The 14,415-nt window shown below is 70.0% G+C and carries 21 protein-coding genes; all 21 read left to right on the top strand.

Annotation, left to right across the window (positions count from 1 at the left end):
- Positions 1–390: a hypothetical protein gene (locus ACIQV3_RS11415; protein WP_403712064.1), complete on the top strand. Its 390-nt coding sequence runs from the start codon at positions 1–3 to the stop codon at positions 388–390.
- Positions 387–704 (top strand): hypothetical protein, encoded by a 318-nt coding sequence (locus tag ACIQV3_RS11410; RefSeq protein WP_403712062.1) that lies wholly within the window; start codon positions 387–389, stop codon positions 702–704. The genes ACIQV3_RS11415 and ACIQV3_RS11410 overlap by 4 nt, the downstream gene beginning before the upstream one ends.
- Positions 701–1,051: a hypothetical protein gene (locus tag ACIQV3_RS11405; RefSeq protein WP_403712060.1), complete on the top strand. Its 351-nt coding sequence runs from the start codon at positions 701–703 to the stop codon at positions 1,049–1,051. The genes ACIQV3_RS11410 and ACIQV3_RS11405 overlap by 4 nt, the downstream gene beginning before the upstream one ends.
- On the top strand, positions 1,044–1,466 hold the full coding sequence (locus tag ACIQV3_RS11400; RefSeq protein WP_403712058.1) for a minor capsid protein: 423 nt from the start codon (positions 1,044–1,046) through the stop codon (positions 1,464–1,466). The genes ACIQV3_RS11405 and ACIQV3_RS11400 overlap by 8 nt, the downstream gene beginning before the upstream one ends.
- Positions 1,467–1,476: 10 nt before the next feature.
- Positions 1,477–1,926 carry a phage tail tube protein gene (locus ACIQV3_RS11395; RefSeq protein ID WP_403712056.1) on the top strand — a complete coding sequence of 150 codons (450 nt, stop codon included), beginning with the start codon at positions 1,477–1,479 and terminating at the stop codon, positions 1,924–1,926.
- On the top strand, positions 1,923–2,396 hold the full coding sequence (locus ACIQV3_RS11390) for a hypothetical protein (protein WP_403712054.1): 474 nt from the start codon (positions 1,923–1,925) through the stop codon (positions 2,394–2,396). The genes ACIQV3_RS11395 and ACIQV3_RS11390 overlap by 4 nt, the downstream gene beginning before the upstream one ends.
- 254 nt (positions 2,397–2,650) lie before the next feature.
- The gene (locus tag ACIQV3_RS11385; protein ID WP_403712051.1) at positions 2,651–4,888 is read left to right on the top strand and encodes a hypothetical protein; all 2,238 of its coding nucleotides are present in this window, start codon (positions 2,651–2,653) and stop codon (positions 4,886–4,888) included.
- A 2-nt stretch (positions 4,889–4,890) separates the two neighbouring features.
- Complete coding sequence (locus ACIQV3_RS11380) at positions 4,891–5,772, top strand: phage distal tail protein (protein WP_403712049.1); 882 nt, start codon at positions 4,891–4,893, stop codon at positions 5,770–5,772.
- Positions 5,773–5,859: 87 nt separating this feature from the next.
- A complete protein-coding gene (locus tag ACIQV3_RS11375; RefSeq protein ID WP_403712047.1) occupies positions 5,860–6,771 on the top strand; it encodes a hypothetical protein in 912 nt (303 codons plus the stop codon).
- Between the two features lie 6 nt (positions 6,772–6,777).
- Positions 6,778–7,866: a hypothetical protein gene (locus ACIQV3_RS11370; protein ID WP_403712045.1), complete on the top strand. Its 1,089-nt coding sequence runs from the start codon at positions 6,778–6,780 to the stop codon at positions 7,864–7,866.
- Positions 7,863–8,567, top strand: a complete 705-nt coding sequence (locus tag ACIQV3_RS11365; RefSeq protein WP_403712043.1) for a hypothetical protein — start codon at positions 7,863–7,865, stop codon at positions 8,565–8,567. Before ACIQV3_RS11370 ends, ACIQV3_RS11365 begins: the two co-directional genes overlap by 4 nt.
- A 39-nt stretch (positions 8,568–8,606) precedes the next feature.
- Positions 8,607–10,196, top strand: coding sequence for a GDSL-type esterase/lipase family protein (locus ACIQV3_RS11360; RefSeq protein ID WP_403712041.1), 1,590 nt, complete (start codon positions 8,607–8,609; stop codon positions 10,194–10,196).
- A 66-nt stretch (positions 10,197–10,262) separates the two neighbouring features.
- Entirely contained in the window at positions 10,263–11,210 is a 948-nt protein-coding gene (locus tag ACIQV3_RS11355) for an N-acetylmuramoyl-L-alanine amidase (protein ID WP_403712039.1), read from the top strand.
- Positions 11,211–11,240: 30 nt separating this feature from the next.
- Positions 11,241–11,480 (top strand): hypothetical protein, encoded by a 240-nt coding sequence (locus tag ACIQV3_RS11350; RefSeq protein ID WP_403712037.1) that lies wholly within the window; start codon positions 11,241–11,243, stop codon positions 11,478–11,480.
- The gene (locus ACIQV3_RS11345) at positions 11,477–11,743 is read left to right on the top strand and encodes a hypothetical protein (RefSeq protein ID WP_403712035.1); all 267 of its coding nucleotides are present in this window, start codon (positions 11,477–11,479) and stop codon (positions 11,741–11,743) included. The genes ACIQV3_RS11350 and ACIQV3_RS11345 overlap by 4 nt, the downstream gene beginning before the upstream one ends.
- Before the next feature lie 155 nt (positions 11,744–11,898).
- Entirely contained in the window at positions 11,899–12,141 is a 243-nt protein-coding gene (locus ACIQV3_RS11340; protein WP_403712034.1) for a hypothetical protein, read from the top strand.
- A complete protein-coding gene (locus ACIQV3_RS11335) occupies positions 12,113–12,637 on the top strand; it encodes a DUF6879 family protein (RefSeq protein ID WP_403712032.1) in 525 nt (174 codons plus the stop codon). The genes ACIQV3_RS11340 and ACIQV3_RS11335 overlap by 29 nt, the downstream gene beginning before the upstream one ends.
- A gap of 16 nt (positions 12,638–12,653) precedes the next feature.
- Positions 12,654–13,502, top strand: coding sequence for a helix-turn-helix domain-containing protein (locus ACIQV3_RS11330; RefSeq protein WP_403712030.1), 849 nt, complete (start codon positions 12,654–12,656; stop codon positions 13,500–13,502).
- Positions 13,503–13,599: 97 nt separating this feature from the next.
- Positions 13,600–13,791, top strand: coding sequence for a hypothetical protein (locus ACIQV3_RS11325; protein WP_403712028.1), 192 nt, complete (start codon positions 13,600–13,602; stop codon positions 13,789–13,791).
- Positions 13,792–13,856: 65 nt separating this feature from the next.
- Positions 13,857–13,985 carry a hypothetical protein gene (locus tag ACIQV3_RS11320; protein WP_403712026.1) on the top strand — a complete coding sequence of 43 codons (129 nt, stop codon included), beginning with the start codon at positions 13,857–13,859 and terminating at the stop codon, positions 13,983–13,985.
- A 166-nt stretch (positions 13,986–14,151) separates the two neighbouring features.
- A complete protein-coding gene (locus ACIQV3_RS11315; RefSeq protein WP_403712024.1) occupies positions 14,152–14,382 on the top strand; it encodes a DUF397 domain-containing protein in 231 nt (76 codons plus the stop codon).
- Positions 14,383–14,415: the final 33 nt, after the last annotated feature.

The following is a 14,415-nucleotide window of genomic DNA, read 5'->3' as shown; positions in this document are numbered from 1 at the left end:
GTGCCCCGGATCTACGCCACGCCGGAGCAGCTCACCGCGTGGTCCGGGAAACCGGCGCCGCCGGACGCCGGCCGCCTGCTCACCCGCGCGTCCGAGGACGTCGACGACGCCCTCACGACCGCCCTGTACGACACCGACGGCATGGGCATGCCCACCGAGGCGGCCGTCGTGGCCGCCTTCGCGGACGCCGTCTGTGCGCAGGTCGAGTACCAGCTCGCCGCCGGAACGGACGGGACCGGGGCCGACGACCGGTGGGACTCCGTCAGCTTGGGCCCCGTGGCCATGTCCGGGCGCCGCACCGGCACCCAGGCGCCCGGGACTGTCGACCTCGCGCCCCGCGCGTACCGCGCGCTCACCCGCGCCGGCCTACAGGTGGGGGTGATCTGGTGAGAGTCCCCGGGTGGCTGCTGCCGCACCGCATCACCATCGAGCCGTACGCGGGTGACGCCGCGTACGGGCCTACGTACGGGCCGCCCGCCGCCGACGTTCCCGCCCTGGTCGCCGAGACCGTGCGGACCGTCCGCAACCGCGAGGGACGCGAGGTCACGTCCACGGCGCAGGTGCTCACCGCGCCCGATGTGGCCTGTCCGCCGCTGTCCCGGATCACCCTTCCGTCCGGGCGGATCACGACCGCGCTGCACATCGCCCCGCACACCGCGCCGGGCCTGCCCGTACCCGAATCCGCGGAGGTGTTCTGCGAGTGAAGCGCACCCGCCTGAAGTGGAACGGGGACGCCGCCCTACGCGGCACCCGGGCAGGCGCCGTACGCGGTCTGCGACTGGCCACGGAGCACGTCCTACAGGTGTCTCGTGCGCGGGTGCCGATCGAAGAGGCCACCCTCGAACGCTCCGGTACCGCGACCGTCGATGAGCAGGCCCTCAAGGGGGCCGTTTCCTACGACACGCCGTACGCGGTCCGCCAACACGAGGAGCTGAACTACCGGCACGACGCCGGGCGCAGCGCCAAGTACCTCGAAGGGCCGCTCACCGAGGAGGCCCACGCGGTCGGCGAGATCATCGCCGCCCAGCTCCGCAGGTCTCTGCGTGGCTGATCCCCTCGACGGGATCGCCCGCCTGCTCGACGCCGCCGGACACGCCACCTACGACCCGACCGGGACCACCGGCGACCTGTTCATCGAGAGCATGCCGCCGACCCCAGACGCGGCTGTTGGGCTGTGGCTGTACGGGGGCGAGGCGCCCGACACCCGCAACGCGTACGACACCCCGCGCCTACAGGTCCGCGTGCGCGGGGGCCCGGACCCGCGCGTCTCCCGCGCCCGCTGCTGGGCGATCTACAGCGAGTTGCACGGCCTCGCCGGCCTCGCCCTGGCCGATGGCACGTGGCTGGTCCTCGCCGCCGCCCGCGCCACCCCCGCCCCCATGGGCCCCGACTCATCCGGCCGACACGAACACACCGTCAATTTCGACCTCGACGTGTCCGCCCCCACCACCCACCGCAGCGAATAGGAGGCCCCCTATGGGACGGCCCATTGACGCGCGAGGCTGGGAATTTCAGGTCGAGGGCGCCACGCCCAACACCTTTATCCGCCTCGCCAATCTCCTCTCCTGGTCCGAGAATCCAGGCGAAAACGAAGAGACCGCCGACACAACCGACTTCGATTCCGACGGCTATTACGAGCAGGACGTAATGCAGCGCGGATCGACGATCGAGGTAAGCGGGCAGTACGCCGCGACCTCCGGCACCCGAGATCCCGGACAGGACTACATCGACAAGACGTGGGCCTACCTGTTCGGCGAGGAATCCCGGGGACGCATGCGGTACCGGCACCTGTCACAGACCGAGTGGACCGTATGGGAGTGCACCGTCACCCCCGGCGAGCGGGGCGGCGAGACCAACGCCAAGACCTCGTGGTCCGCGACGTTCACCCGGTGCGGCGCACCCACCACCATGGCGGTGACCCCGTGACCGAACCCCTTCACGAGCAGGACGGCGGGGCTGAGGTCGCAGACTTCGACGCGTTCTTCGCCGAGCAGGCCGAGCCCGCCAAGCAGGGCGTACCGCTGCGCCTGTACGGGCGCACCTACGTCCTCCCTGCGTCCCTGCCCACCCTGTTCACGCTCCAGCTCCAGCGCGTCCAGCACTCCGCACGGCCGGAGGATATCCGGCGCCTGCTCGGCTCCCTGTTCGGGCCGGACGCGGTCGACCACTGGACCGAATGCGGGATGGACGACCGCCGGCTCGGCATCGTCCTGCTGTGGGCGACCGCCCAGACCGCAGAGGCCGGCGCCGTCTCGATGGAGCGTGCGGCCGAGCTGTACGACGAGCGCGAGGCCACGAAGACCACGGGAAAAGCAGCACCGCGGCAGGCCCCGAACCGGCCCCGGCCCAAGGGCAAGGGCAAGGGGAAGCCGCGGAATTCTGGCACGCGGTCCTGACCCACTGGGGCGTGGTCGAGTCTGACCTTGCCCGCGAATATGGCACCTCATCTCAGGAGTTGGCGCGCATGTCGACGCGCCGATTCCTGGTTCTCCTCGCGGGACTCCCCTCGGAATCCCGGTTCGCGACCACATGGCGAAATACGCCTCGCGTGGTGACTGACCCGGACGAAATCGCCCGGCTAACCGGGCAGTAAAACACAGCTCAAAAACTCAATAGGGAGCGCGCCTAGCGCGTCGATAGGGGGTGCATTTTGGCCCTCACCATCGGCGAGCTCACGGGTTTTATCGACCTCGACGACTCCGGGGCGCAGCGCGGGATCGACCGGGCGGAATCCGCGCTGGAGCAGTTCCAGCGGGACGCCGACGGCCGCTTGCGCGACATGAACGGCCGGTTCATCGCCGCTGGTGCGGCGATGGGCGGTGCGCTCGGCGCAGGCATCGGGGGCGGCGCGGAGGAAGCAGGCCGGGGCCTGGCCGGTATCGGTCCGCTGCTCGGCGCCGCCGCCACCTCGACGAAGCTGCTCGCCGGTTCGGCACTGGTCGCGGCGGGCGGCATCGCCGCCGTCCCCCTGGCGATCATCGGCCTGGGCGCGAAGGTGCTCGCCGAGAACGAGCAGGTCAAGTCCGCTTTCTCGGACATGGCCGAGTCGGCCAAGGCCACCGTCCAGAAGGCCGCGCAGCCGCTCGTCAAGCCGTTCGTCGAGGCAGCCGGCCAGATCGAGGGCACGATCAAGGCCATCGCGCCCCGGCTCGGCGAACTCTTCGCTGGTGTCGCGCCGATGGTGCAGCCCCTCGTGGGCGGCCTCGGGTCGCTGGTCGAAAACCTGCTGCCCGGCCTGGTCAACGTCGTTCAGGCGGCACAGCCGGTCGTCGAGGCCCTGTCCGGTGGCTTCGGCCTGCTCGGCGACGGCCTCGCCGGCCTGTTCGACGGCCTAAGCGCGGGCGCGGCCGGCGCCGCCGAGGGACTGACCGGCCTTTTCGAGGGCCTGTCGATCATCCTGCCCGCGTTGGGTGGGTTCATTGGCACGCTCGCGGAGGCGGGCGGGCCGGTGCTGTCCGCGCTCATGGGGGCACTCGCCCCCCTGGTTGAGACCCTGCTCGACAGTCTCGCCCCCGCGCTGGCCTCCCTGGGCCCGCCGCTCGCGCGGCTCATGACCGCCCTCGGCGACGGCCTCGCGCCGATCGTCGGCGCGCTCGGCCCGGTCCTCGCCGCCGCAGCGGACGCGTTCGGGGTCCTGATCGGCGCCGTCGCGCCGATCCTGCCGGTCATCGGCAAGCTCGTCGCTTCCGTCCTGCCTGCCGTAACGCCCCTCCTCGCGGCGCTCGGCGACGTCATCGCGCAGGCGGCCCCGGTCGTCATGCTCCTGGTCGGGGCCCTGGCCGGGGCCCTGACGCCGATCCTCGACCAACTGCCCGGCCTGGTCACCCCCTTCGCGGCGGTCCTCGGGGACCTCGCAGAAACGATTCTGCCGATCCTCGCGGATCTGATCACGGCGCTCGCTCCGTCGCTCGCGACGGTCGGCGCGGCCTTCGGACAGATCCTCGTTGCGCTGGCTCCGCTGCTGCCCGCCCTCGGGCAACTGCTGATCGGTGCGCTTACGGCCCTGATGCCGCTGATCACTCCGCTGATCGAGCTGATCGGCAAGCTCGCGGCCACGTTCGCGAACGGCTTGGCTGCGGTCATCGAGCAGGTTGTCATCCCGATCATCGGCGCGATCGTCGCGCTGCTACAGGGCGACTTCAGCAAGGCCTGGGAACTCGCCAAGGGCGCCGTACAGGCGGCCGGTGAACTCATCGGCCGGATCTCAACCAAGATCGGCGAATGGGTCGGCGCCGGCATCTCCGCCGCTGTCGGCTGGATCGCCAGTCTGCCCGGCCGGGCCGCCGACGCTCTCGCGCCGTTCGCGGGCCGGATGCGCGAGCGCGCGGTCGAGGCTCTGGGGGACTTCCGCGACTCGATCGTCAGCAAGGCCGGCGAGGCAGTCGACTGGATGCGCGGCCTGCCGGGCCGCATCTCGGACGCGATCGGCGACTTGGGCGGCCTGCTCGTCGACCAGGGCCGCGACGTCGTGCGCGGGTTGTGGACCGGCATTCAGGGAATGGGCTCCTGGCTCAAGTCCACCTTGACGGGCTGGGCCAAGAACTTGATCCCCGGGCCCATCGCGAAAGCCCTGGGCATCGCCTCGCCTTCCAAGGTCATGGCGCGCGACGTGGGCCGGTGGATTCCCGCCGGTCTGGTCAAGGGCATCGAGGGCGGGGCCGGCGCGGTGGATCGCACCATGCGCAACCTCGTCACTCCGCCCTCTGTCCCGTCCTTCTCCCAGGCCTTCGCGGGCGCGGGCGGCGCGGGCACGGCCGGTGACCCGTTTGCCGCGTCGGCAGGCGGGGGCGGCGCCCTGGTGCACGTCGAGCACTGGCACGCCGCCGAGCAAGGCACCCCCGACGACAACGCGCGCGCTCTTCACTGGCTCGCCAAGGCAAGGGGGTGAGCGTGGATATCGGATCGCTGATCACCCGCCCTGGGCAGGTGCAGTACGGGTCCCTTCTGCTTGGCGCCGACACCCGCTACGGATGGCGGGAGCTAACGGGGTGGGAGGAGCTGCCCGCGCTGGATTCGGGCACCGTGGCGAGATCGGGCGGGCATGGCGCCTACCCGGGCGCGCTCCTCGCTCAGACCCGCACGGTGGGCATCTCCGGGATGGTGATCCGGGCGCCCCGGGCCGAAGTCGGCCACGTCGTCGGCCAGTTGGCCGCAGGTACCTCGGTCACCAGCGAGGAACTACCTCTTGTGGTGTGGCTCGATGAACGGGGGCCGCTGTTGGTGTGGGCGCGTGTGGTGCGCCGCGCGGTCCCCGTCGGTACCGGCTACCGGCTCGGCACGATCATCGGTGGCGCGGTGGAGTGGGAAGCGAGCGACCCACGGCGCTACGAACTCGCGGAGCAGAGTGCCACAGCTCGACTGCCTCAGCCCGAACCGGGCCTGAAGTGGCCTCTGACGTGGCCCCTGTTCTTCGGGGCGCCCGGCAGCACGGGAACGCTCAGCGCCCATAACGACGGCACCGCACCCACGCATCCGACCGTGGAGTTTCACGGCCCTGTGACTACGCCGTCCCTGACGAACTTGGCCACCGGCGCGGTTCTTGAGTACGACCTGCGCCTCGCGGCCGAGGACGTCCTGACCGTTGACACCGCAGCGGGCACCGTCCTCCTCAACGGGACGGCATCGCGCCTGTACACGGTGACCGCGCGCAGTGCCCCGGAGCAGTCCTGGACCCTCCCGCCCGGCGCCTCAGATTTTCACTTCCGGACGACGTCCGGCACTTCCGATCCCCGCGCGTCCGCCACCGTGCGATGGCGCTCGGCCTACTGGTAGGAAACGCCCCCCATGACCGTACGAAGCGCTTGGCTATCGCCCGATGGACAGACGCGACAGGACACTCGACTTGCCCCGCTGGGCGTCATGGCCCCCATCGGCAACGTCACCACCCGCGCAGGACTGGTAGCGGGTACGGACCCTTTCGCCGCCACCGGCGCCGGCAACATGCAAGTCCAGGTCGGCACCGGCCGGGCAGTGGTGCAGGGCAGCATGGCGCAGGGCGCGTACCCGGTGGCCGTCACCAGCGCGGTCACCCTCAACGTCACCGAGGGACACGCGCAGTTCGCCCGTATCGATCAGATCGTCCTCCGCGTCTACGACAGCCAACACGACACCTCCGGGCAGACCGCAGCGCTCCTGGAGATCCTGCCCGGGACACCCGCCTCATCACCGGTAGCAGCCGCCCTCCCCGAAGGGGCTATCCGCCTGTGGCTCATCACCGTGCCCGCAGGTACCAGTGCTGGCAGTGGCGGACTGAACTGGTCGACGGCGCTCACCGATCGGCGTTCCTACACGTCCGCGTACGGCGGGATCATCCCGAGGGGCTTCGGTCTGGTCTTCGACGGCACCTATCCGGGCCAGTACCGCGACACTGGTACGGCGCTGGAACGCTGGAGCGGCACCGCGTGGCAGGCGTACCCGCCCGCTGAGGCGGTGGAGACCACGACGACGGGCACCACCAGCGCCACAGGATGGGCCGTGATCGCCTTCGCGGCCCGACGCAAATCCGGCATCTGCTCGTTCACGCTGACCGTGCAGCGCACCGGCAGCGACATCCCGGTTGCGCCTGACGGTCAGCTCGCCGACGAGCTCATGTGCCGGATCCCTACCGGGTGGCGCCCCCAGGCCGCTACCGAAGTGCAGGCCTCAGACGGCTTCGGGCACGGCGCGGTGCAGGTCCAGACCGACGGACAGTTCCTGCTGCGGTCGTGGTCCGGCGGCGGCCTGCTGACCGCCGGGCGCGCCATTGTCATCTCCGCCTGCTACGTCCTGTAGGCCCTGGTGTACCGCGTCCTTCTCTGCGACCTGCGAACCGACCGGCTCATCGACGTACTCCCCATGCGCGATGTCACCCTCGACGACTACATCGGCAAAACCGGCCGCCTGACCGCGATGATCCCGATACCGAACCGGGCCCTCGCCGACCGGGCCCGCGCCGCCCTTCTGCCCGGCCGCACCGCTGTGTGGGTGCAGCGCGGCGCAGACATCATCTGGGGCGGCATCCTGTGGACTCACCATCTCGCCTCCGACAGTCGCGGCATGCTCTCCGCACGCATCCAGGTCGGCGCGTGGGAGTCCTACCTCTACGGGCGGACCCTGTTCGACACCTACACCGCCGCCCAAGTCGACCAGGCCGAGATCGTCCGCCACCTCATCGACTACGTGCAACAGACCCCCGGCGGTGACATCGGCATCACCTACGACTACACCCGCCACCGGGTCCTTAGAGATCGCACCTACCTGCGCTACGACCACGCCCGCGTGGGCGACCTGATCGACGATCTCGCCGCGGTAGAGAACGGCTTCGAGTGGCGCATCGCCTCCTACCGCAGCGCCTCCGGACTCCGCGCGAAGCAACTCCAGTTGGGGCATCCGGTGATCCGGACCGGCGCCGCCGACGTCGTCCTGGACCACCCCGGCCACATCGTGTCCTACGCCTGGCCGGCGGACGCCACACAGTTGGCGACGGCCTGGCAGTCTCGCGGCGCCGCCACCAACGGCAACCAGGCCTCGGCGTCAGTGCCTCTCATGTCCCCGGTGGAGGTCGCCGCGGACCACATCGCGGCCGGCTGGCCCCGCCTCGACGGAACCAGCGACTACGCCACCGCCGACCAGCAGACCACGCTGGACGCCCACGCGCGCGCGGACGCCGCCGCCGCGCTCACGGCCGTCACCATCCCGGAAATCACCATCCGCCTCGACCACGTCAGCACCCTCGCCCTGATCGGCACGACGGTGCGCGTCCGCATCCGGGACCTGTGGCACCCCGAAACCCTCGACGCCCGATTCCGCGTGGTGGGGCTGTCCATCACCCCACCCGCGCGCGACCAGCCCGAGACGGCCACCCTGTATCTGGAGCCCCCCGCATGACGCGCGTACCCCTCGACCTCCTCGACCGGATCAAGCAACTGGAGAGGCAGGTACACCAACTGTCGGGGCGGACACAGATGCGCCCCGCCATGAACGAGATCACCGGCGGCACCGTCACGATCGGCGACGGCGGAAAGCTCCTCGTCCGGGCCCCCGACGGCACAGAACACCTCACGCTCGGCGCGCTGCCCACCACGTACGGCACACCCGAGTTCGGGCTCATAGTCCGCCGCCGCGACGGCAGCACCGCGCTGAGCATCTGGAACGGTGACACCGCCGCCGCCCCACAGGTTCTTCGTATCACCGACGCCAAGGGAAACCCTCTCCTGGTCGAGGACGTGACCGCAGGCGGACTGTCCAAACCCTGGCTGCCCTACCCGACGCCGACCGCAGAGAGCGTCACCGCCTGGCCACAGACCAGTGACTCGGCCTGGACGACGTTGCAGCGCTCGCGCGCTCTGATTCAGCATCCGCGCATCCGCGCATCCGCATCTCTATCCGGCCCCGGCCAGCTCCGTATCTGCGTCAACGAAACGCCCGTCATCACGGGTGCGGACGGCCAGCCGCTCGCCGGTATCGGCGACGTGCCCAGCTACCTCTATGACATGGACGCCACGCTCACCTTGCAGGCCCGCGTCACCACCGGCCCTGGCCCGGTCTACGCGATGACTCGCTACCTGTACGGCGTCGGCTCCGCCTAACCCCGGAAGGCCCGCATGCTGCCCCCCTCCATACCCACCGTGACCGTTGTCGGGAAGTGCCTCACCCTCGACGGGACCCCGCTTCGGGGTCAGGTCGTCTTCCGCGCGCCGGCTCTGATCACCATCGCCGCCGCTGACGTACTCCTCGCCGGCCCCGTGCCCGTGCCCCTCGCCCAGGACGGCACCTTCTCCGTCGACCTGCCCGCCACCGACGCCCCCGGCATGAACCCGTCCGGCTGGAGCTACACGGTCACTGAGCAGCTCACGGGCGTGTCACCCAACCGTTCCTATCAGGTGCTCCTGCCCCGCGCGGTGCCCGTTGTGGACATCGCCGATATCGCCCCCGCAGACCCCACCACGCCCAATTGGGTGCCGGTACCCGGCCCGGTCGGGCCTGTGGGGCCGGCAGGTTCCGTAGACACCGTCAACGGCAAGGCGGGCCCGGACGTGGTCCTGACCGCCGCCAACCTCGGCGCTGCGCGCGGCGACCGAGGTATCTACGTGCCCGCCGGCTGGGGGCAGAGGTGGCGCCCCGCACGCAATGCCGCCGCCAACGGCGGAAAGGCCCGCATCGCGGTCGTAGGCGGCTCCTCCTCGCAGGGCTGGTACGCCTCGAACCTGCACTCCGGCGGGTGGGTCGGTGGCGTCCGTACCGCCCTCCAGGCTCAGTACGGCGACGGCGGTAGTGGGTTCTTCCCGTCCTCGCGGACACCGTCCGCCATCAGCAACGCCGCCACCCTCGCCGTTTGGACCGCCAACGGATGCATCGCGGAGGAAACCGGGACGTGGCGCCTTGGGTCCCTGCGGATCGGCCCCGGCATCAGCTACGTGTACGCGGAGATCACCAACTCGGCGATCACCTACAAGGTCACCGGATCCACGGTGAAGATCTTCACCGTGACGGGCCCCCCGCCGACCGGGACCAGGGCCGCGTTCACCTACCGCATCGACGGCGGCGCACCCGTCGCCGTGGCCGACAGCGGAGCGACCACACCCGACATCCAGACGACCACGATCACCGGACTCGCCTCCGGGCAGCACACCGTCACGCTCACCTGGGCAGGCACCACCAGCAACGCAAACGAGTTCCTCTCCGTGTGCGGGGTCTCCGGTGAAAACACGACGGGCATAGTCGTGGACAACCTCGCGCGCGCGGGCGCCACTTCGGCGATGTACGCGGACCCGGCCCCCACGGCGCTGACCGCGACGTGGAACGGCGGCGCCGACTATCCGGCGGATCTGATCATCTACACCGCCGGCCCCAACGACGCCGACCAGAACGTGCCCGCCGCCACGTGGGCCGCGAACATCGCCCGCTACATGCAGGCCGTCCGCGACGCCCAGGACGGCTCCACCGATCTCCTGATCATGCTTCCCCACATCGGCCATCACACCACCAACGTGATCTACCAGGACTACGGCGCCACGGCCCGTGGGCTGGCCCACACCTACGGCGCCGCGCTCATCGACATGTGGGCCCTGGGCCGCAACTCGTGGACCTATTGGGACTCCCTGGGCTACTGGGGCGACCCCACCAACCCGGGGCCCGCCGGGCACGACCATGTCCACCCCTCCAACAGCGGCTACGCGCACATCACGAGCGTCATTCTGCCGATCCTCACCGCCTGACCGAGCCGTCTTCCCGCACGCCCCGCGCACCGCGCCGAGGGGCGTTTTTTCATGTCTGGAGCCACCATGACCGCACCCCTGTCCGCCGCTCGCCTCCTTACCGCCCTCACAGGGAACGGTGTCGACGTAGTGGAGGTGGGCGCTTGGCGTACCCACAACCGCAACCACAAGGGCCCTTGGGGGCCCGTGCACGGCGTGATGATCCACCACACCGTCAGCACCGGCACCGCCCACAGCGTCGCCCTGTGCCGCACCGGATACAACGCCCTACCCGGCCCGCTCTGCCATGGCGTCATCGACAAGGCCGGCACGGTCCACCTCATCGGGTACGGGCGTACCAACCACGCAGGGAGCGGAGACGACGACGTCCTCGACGCCGTAATCGACGAGCGGTCCCCCCTGCCCGCCGACAACGAGGCCACGGTCGATGGGAACCGCCACTTCTATGGCTTCGAGTGCATCAACCTCGGCGACGGCCACGACCCGTGGCCCGAGGCGCAGGTCGAGGCGATAGCCCGCGCCGCCGCAGGTATCTGCCGCGCCCACGGCTGGGCCGCCGAGTCCGTGATCGGCCACTCCGAGTGGCAGCCCGGCAAGGTCGACCCCCGCGGCCCGATCGGCCACGAGGGCGGGCCCGCGCTCACCATGGACAAGATCCGGGCCCGCGTCGCCGAGCTCCTGGCCGACGACCAGCCGGCCCCGAGCAAGCCCGCCCCGGTCCCGGCCCCCAAGGCCGTGTCCCTGTCCAAGCTGATCAGCGCGGCCCGTCAGGACCCGCCCAAGGCCGGAGCCCCGGTCAGTTACCCGGGCGCCCGGATCGTCGAGGCTGCCCTCGCCGCCGAGGGCCTGCTCGCCCGCGACCTGGTGGACGGGCACTTCGGTACCGCCACCCGCGCCGCCTACGCCCGGTGGCAGGGCCGGTGCGGCTACTCCGGGGCCGCCGCCGACGGCATCCCCGGCCGCGCCAGCCTCGACACCCTCGCGGGGCGCCGCGGATTCACCGTCACCGCCTGAACACCCCCTGTACCAAAGGAGCTCCCCCACATGACCCCCACAAGCAAGCGGTCCGTCCGCACCGTCCTCCAGACCGCCGCAGCGTTCGCCCTCGCCCTCCCTGCGATCGTCGCCGCGTCCGGCATCCCCGAGACCCTGCCTTGGGTAATAGGCGCCCTCGCCGTCGCCGGTGGCCTCGCCCGCGTCATGGCGCTGCCCGCCGTCGAGGCCCTGCTCGACCGCGCCGGCCTTGGCCTGGTCGACGACGCGAAGGGCCCCGACATCTCGTGACCAGCCCTACCCCCTCCGAGCCGGCCGCCGTGGCCGTCGAGCTCGAACGGCTACGCGGCACGATGGAGACGGGTTTCGCCCGCGTCGACGGAAGCCTCGCCCTGCTCGTACAGCGCGGCGAGCAGACCGACCGGCAGCTCGCCGACCACGAAGCCCGCCTCGACACCCTCGAACGGTCCCGCTGGCCCCTTCCCTCCCTCGCCGCCCTGGTCGCCATCGTCGGTCTGCTGCTCACCCTGTGGCAGGCCGGAGCCGCCCGCTGAACGACACCGCCCCCTGCTCGGCCACATGGCCGAGCAGGGGGCGCCTTTCTCGTTTCCCGAACGCCCTTCGGCGTGAACCACCTCTTGACCACCCCCACCGCCCACGGGGATCGTTCGTAGAACCGCATGGAACCAACCCGTACCGGAGGCGTGCCATGGCTCTAGAGTTCATCGCGAAAGACCCCAACACTGACGGCGCGAACTGCCCGACCGTATGGGTACACGGGGAGCAACAAGAGATTGTCTTTCAGGGGTGGAATCCGGACGACGAAATGCTCGCCGACTGCCTCAAGACCGGCCCTATCCCAGACAGCGAAGGGGTCGTGCGGATCCCCTTCCGCATGATCGATGCGATTCGAAAGGCCTGCGATGCGGCAGAGCGCACCACCGTTCAGTGAGCTTCTGGCAGGCTGCCGACAGTCGGCCGTGCACCTGGAGATGCGCGACCACTACGACGACCCCGATGAAGCACCGCGCGTGGCCGCTTGGAAGGCCGGATACAGGCCAAACCCCGATGACCGGTCCACCTGGTGGCGGCCGTGGCTCGACATGGTCGCGGAGACCGTGAGCCGTGGCGTACTTATCCGCCGCGCCCGGATCATCTCCGAGCCTGTCAGCGACTACACGCGCTACCTGTACGACGGCACGTTCACCAACGTCGCGGCGGGTGAGGACATTCGCTGGCTACCGCGACGGCAGGCGTCCGACCTGGCCTTGCCCGGCAACGACTTCTGGGTCTTCGACGGGCGCCTAGTCCGCTTCGGGCACTTCTCCGGGGAAGGCGCCTATCTCGGCGATGAGGTGACCGACGAGCCCAGCGTCGCCAAGCTGTGTGCGGACGCCTTCGAAGCCGTCTGGGACCGCGCCATTCCCCACGCGGAGTACCAGGTCTGACGGACACGCCCGCACCATGCCCACCTCACCATCATCGAGCGCCCAGACGGCCCGCCAGGCCGTCGCGAACCGCTTGCGAGAGATCCGCCAGGACGCCGGCCTCTCAGCCAAGGCCGTCGCCGAGCGGACCGGTTGGTACAAGTCCAAGGTCTCTCGGCTGGAGAACGCAGTAACACCACCCTCGGACGAAGACGTTCGGGCCTGGTGTCGAGCATGTGGAGTCGACGGGGTGGCCGCTGACCTGATAGCGGCCTCCCGCTCGGCAGAGAGCATGTACGTCGACTGGAAACGGCTCCAGAGGACCGGCCTTAGGCACCTGCAAGAGTCCTACGTGCCTCTCTTTGACCGCACCGAGACGTTTCGCGTCTACTGCTCCAACGTTGTCCCCGGGCTCTGCCAGACACCCGCGTACGCCCGCGCCCTACTCGGATCCATCGCGGCCTTCCGCGCCGCACCCGACGACGTGTCTGACGCAGTCGGAGCCCGCGTAGCGCGCTCCCGCATCCTCCGCCAAGGCGCGCACCGGTTCGTGTTCCTTCTGGAGGAGACGGTCCTCCATCACCGCATCGCCGGATCGGAAGTGATGGCAGCTCAGCTAGACCATCTCCGGTCGATCATGTATCTGCCGACCGTTTCCATCGGCGTGATCCCGTTCTCAGCCGCGCGGCGCATGTGGATGTTGGAGACGTTTTCGATCTATGACGAGGAACAAGCCCAGGTGGAGACGCTGACCGCGCAGATCAATGTCACGGCCCCCTCGGAGATCCGGCAGTACCTGCAAGCCTTCGCCGAGTTCAGGAAACTGGCCGTCTTCGGACCGAAGGCGGAAGCCCTGATTGCTTCAGCCTCCCGCGCGTTGGAGTGACCTCGTAGAACTCCGTAGGACTCCTTGGACCCCGGCCGGGCCGACTCCCTAGCGTCATTCACACACACCCCAGTGAGACGGCAACGGACGGTGGGCGATGGCGCAAGAGGTTGCAGAGGACGTCTTCGAGTACGTCACATATCCCGAGAAGCGCGAGGTGTGCCCCTCGTGCTGCACGGCGATCGCGTGGGGCCGGCCCGCTCGACGGGGAATGCTCGGCAGGCCGGACGGGCCGGCCGTCGTCGCCTACTGGCACGTGCAGTGCGTCCACCCGGACGGCTCCCGATGATCACCGCCGAGGACGTAGGCCACCTCGTTACAGACGCGTACGGACGCGTCGGGATTCTCCGCGCTGTGGACCTCGCGTGGGAAGACCCTGCCGCGCACCCCACCGCCCGCTACAAGCGCCCCACCGCCTTCCTGTGTCCGGAGAGCGGGGGCCGCGAATGGCACGCCGACCCGGACACCGTTCAGCGCGCCTGACTTCCATCCCTGCCGAGCCAACCCCTTCCGGCAGGGGTGGAGCCAACCCCCGCCCGGCCACTCTGCCAACCCCGTGAAGAAGGACAGGTGAGCGGCCGGGCGGGTCAGCAAGTGCACGACGACGCGGAGAACGCCTCTCCGCACAGCAGATGCACCGGAGGAAATCATGCCGAACAGCAACCTGTACGAGAAGGCCATCGAGGGCCCCTTCATCGCCCTTTGCAGCGGAGGTGACAACGGCTCCGACTCCATGGAGAGCTGCATCACCGTCTCCGACCTGGTCGGTGGCGGCTACGCGCTCCGCGACTCCAAGCCCGAGGGCCAGGGCCAGGAGCTGCGCATGTCCCGCGCGGAAATCACCGGCTTCGCCCGCGAGTGGCTGGCCAAGAACGGCTAGACCACCGCGCGGAGTAGTTAGGGGCACCCCGGG

This window comes from Streptomyces sp. NPDC099050 (assembly GCF_044759865.1).
Lineage (GTDB): Bacteria > Actinomycetota > Actinomycetes > Streptomycetales > Streptomycetaceae > Streptomyces.
The sequence above is the reverse complement of the archived record's forward strand: the minus strand, read 5'-3'. Positions and strand labels throughout refer to the sequence as shown.

What these genes read in the sequence shown, in the direction of transcription:
- ACIQV3_RS11395 (WP_403712056.1), top strand. Translation starts at nt 1,477, where the DNA reads ATGGGACGGCCCATTGACGCGCGAGGCTGGGAATTTCAGGTCGAGGGC.
- ACIQV3_RS11375 (WP_403712047.1), top strand. Translation starts at nt 5,860, where the DNA reads ATGGCCCCCATCGGCAACGTCACCACCCGCGCAGGACTGGTAGCGGGT.
- ACIQV3_RS11365 (WP_403712043.1), top strand. Translation starts at nt 7,863, where the DNA reads ATGACGCGCGTACCCCTCGACCTCCTCGACCGGATCAAGCAACTGGAG.
- ACIQV3_RS11355 (WP_403712039.1), top strand. Translation starts at nt 10,263, where the DNA reads ATGACCGCACCCCTGTCCGCCGCTCGCCTCCTTACCGCCCTCACAGGG.
- ACIQV3_RS11350 (WP_403712037.1), top strand. Translation starts at nt 11,241, where the DNA reads ATGACCCCCACAAGCAAGCGGTCCGTCCGCACCGTCCTCCAGACCGCC.
- ACIQV3_RS11340 (WP_403712034.1), top strand. Translation starts at nt 11,899, where the DNA reads ATGGCTCTAGAGTTCATCGCGAAAGACCCCAACACTGACGGCGCGAAC.
- ACIQV3_RS11335 (WP_403712032.1), top strand. Translation starts at nt 12,113, where the DNA reads ATGCGGCAGAGCGCACCACCGTTCAGTGAGCTTCTGGCAGGCTGCCGA.
- ACIQV3_RS11330 (WP_403712030.1), top strand. Translation starts at nt 12,654, where the DNA reads ATGCCCACCTCACCATCATCGAGCGCCCAGACGGCCCGCCAGGCCGTC.
- ACIQV3_RS11325 (WP_403712028.1), top strand. Translation starts at nt 13,600, where the DNA reads ATGGCGCAAGAGGTTGCAGAGGACGTCTTCGAGTACGTCACATATCCC.
- ACIQV3_RS11315 (WP_403712024.1), top strand. Translation starts at nt 14,152, where the DNA reads ATGCCGAACAGCAACCTGTACGAGAAGGCCATCGAGGGCCCCTTCATC.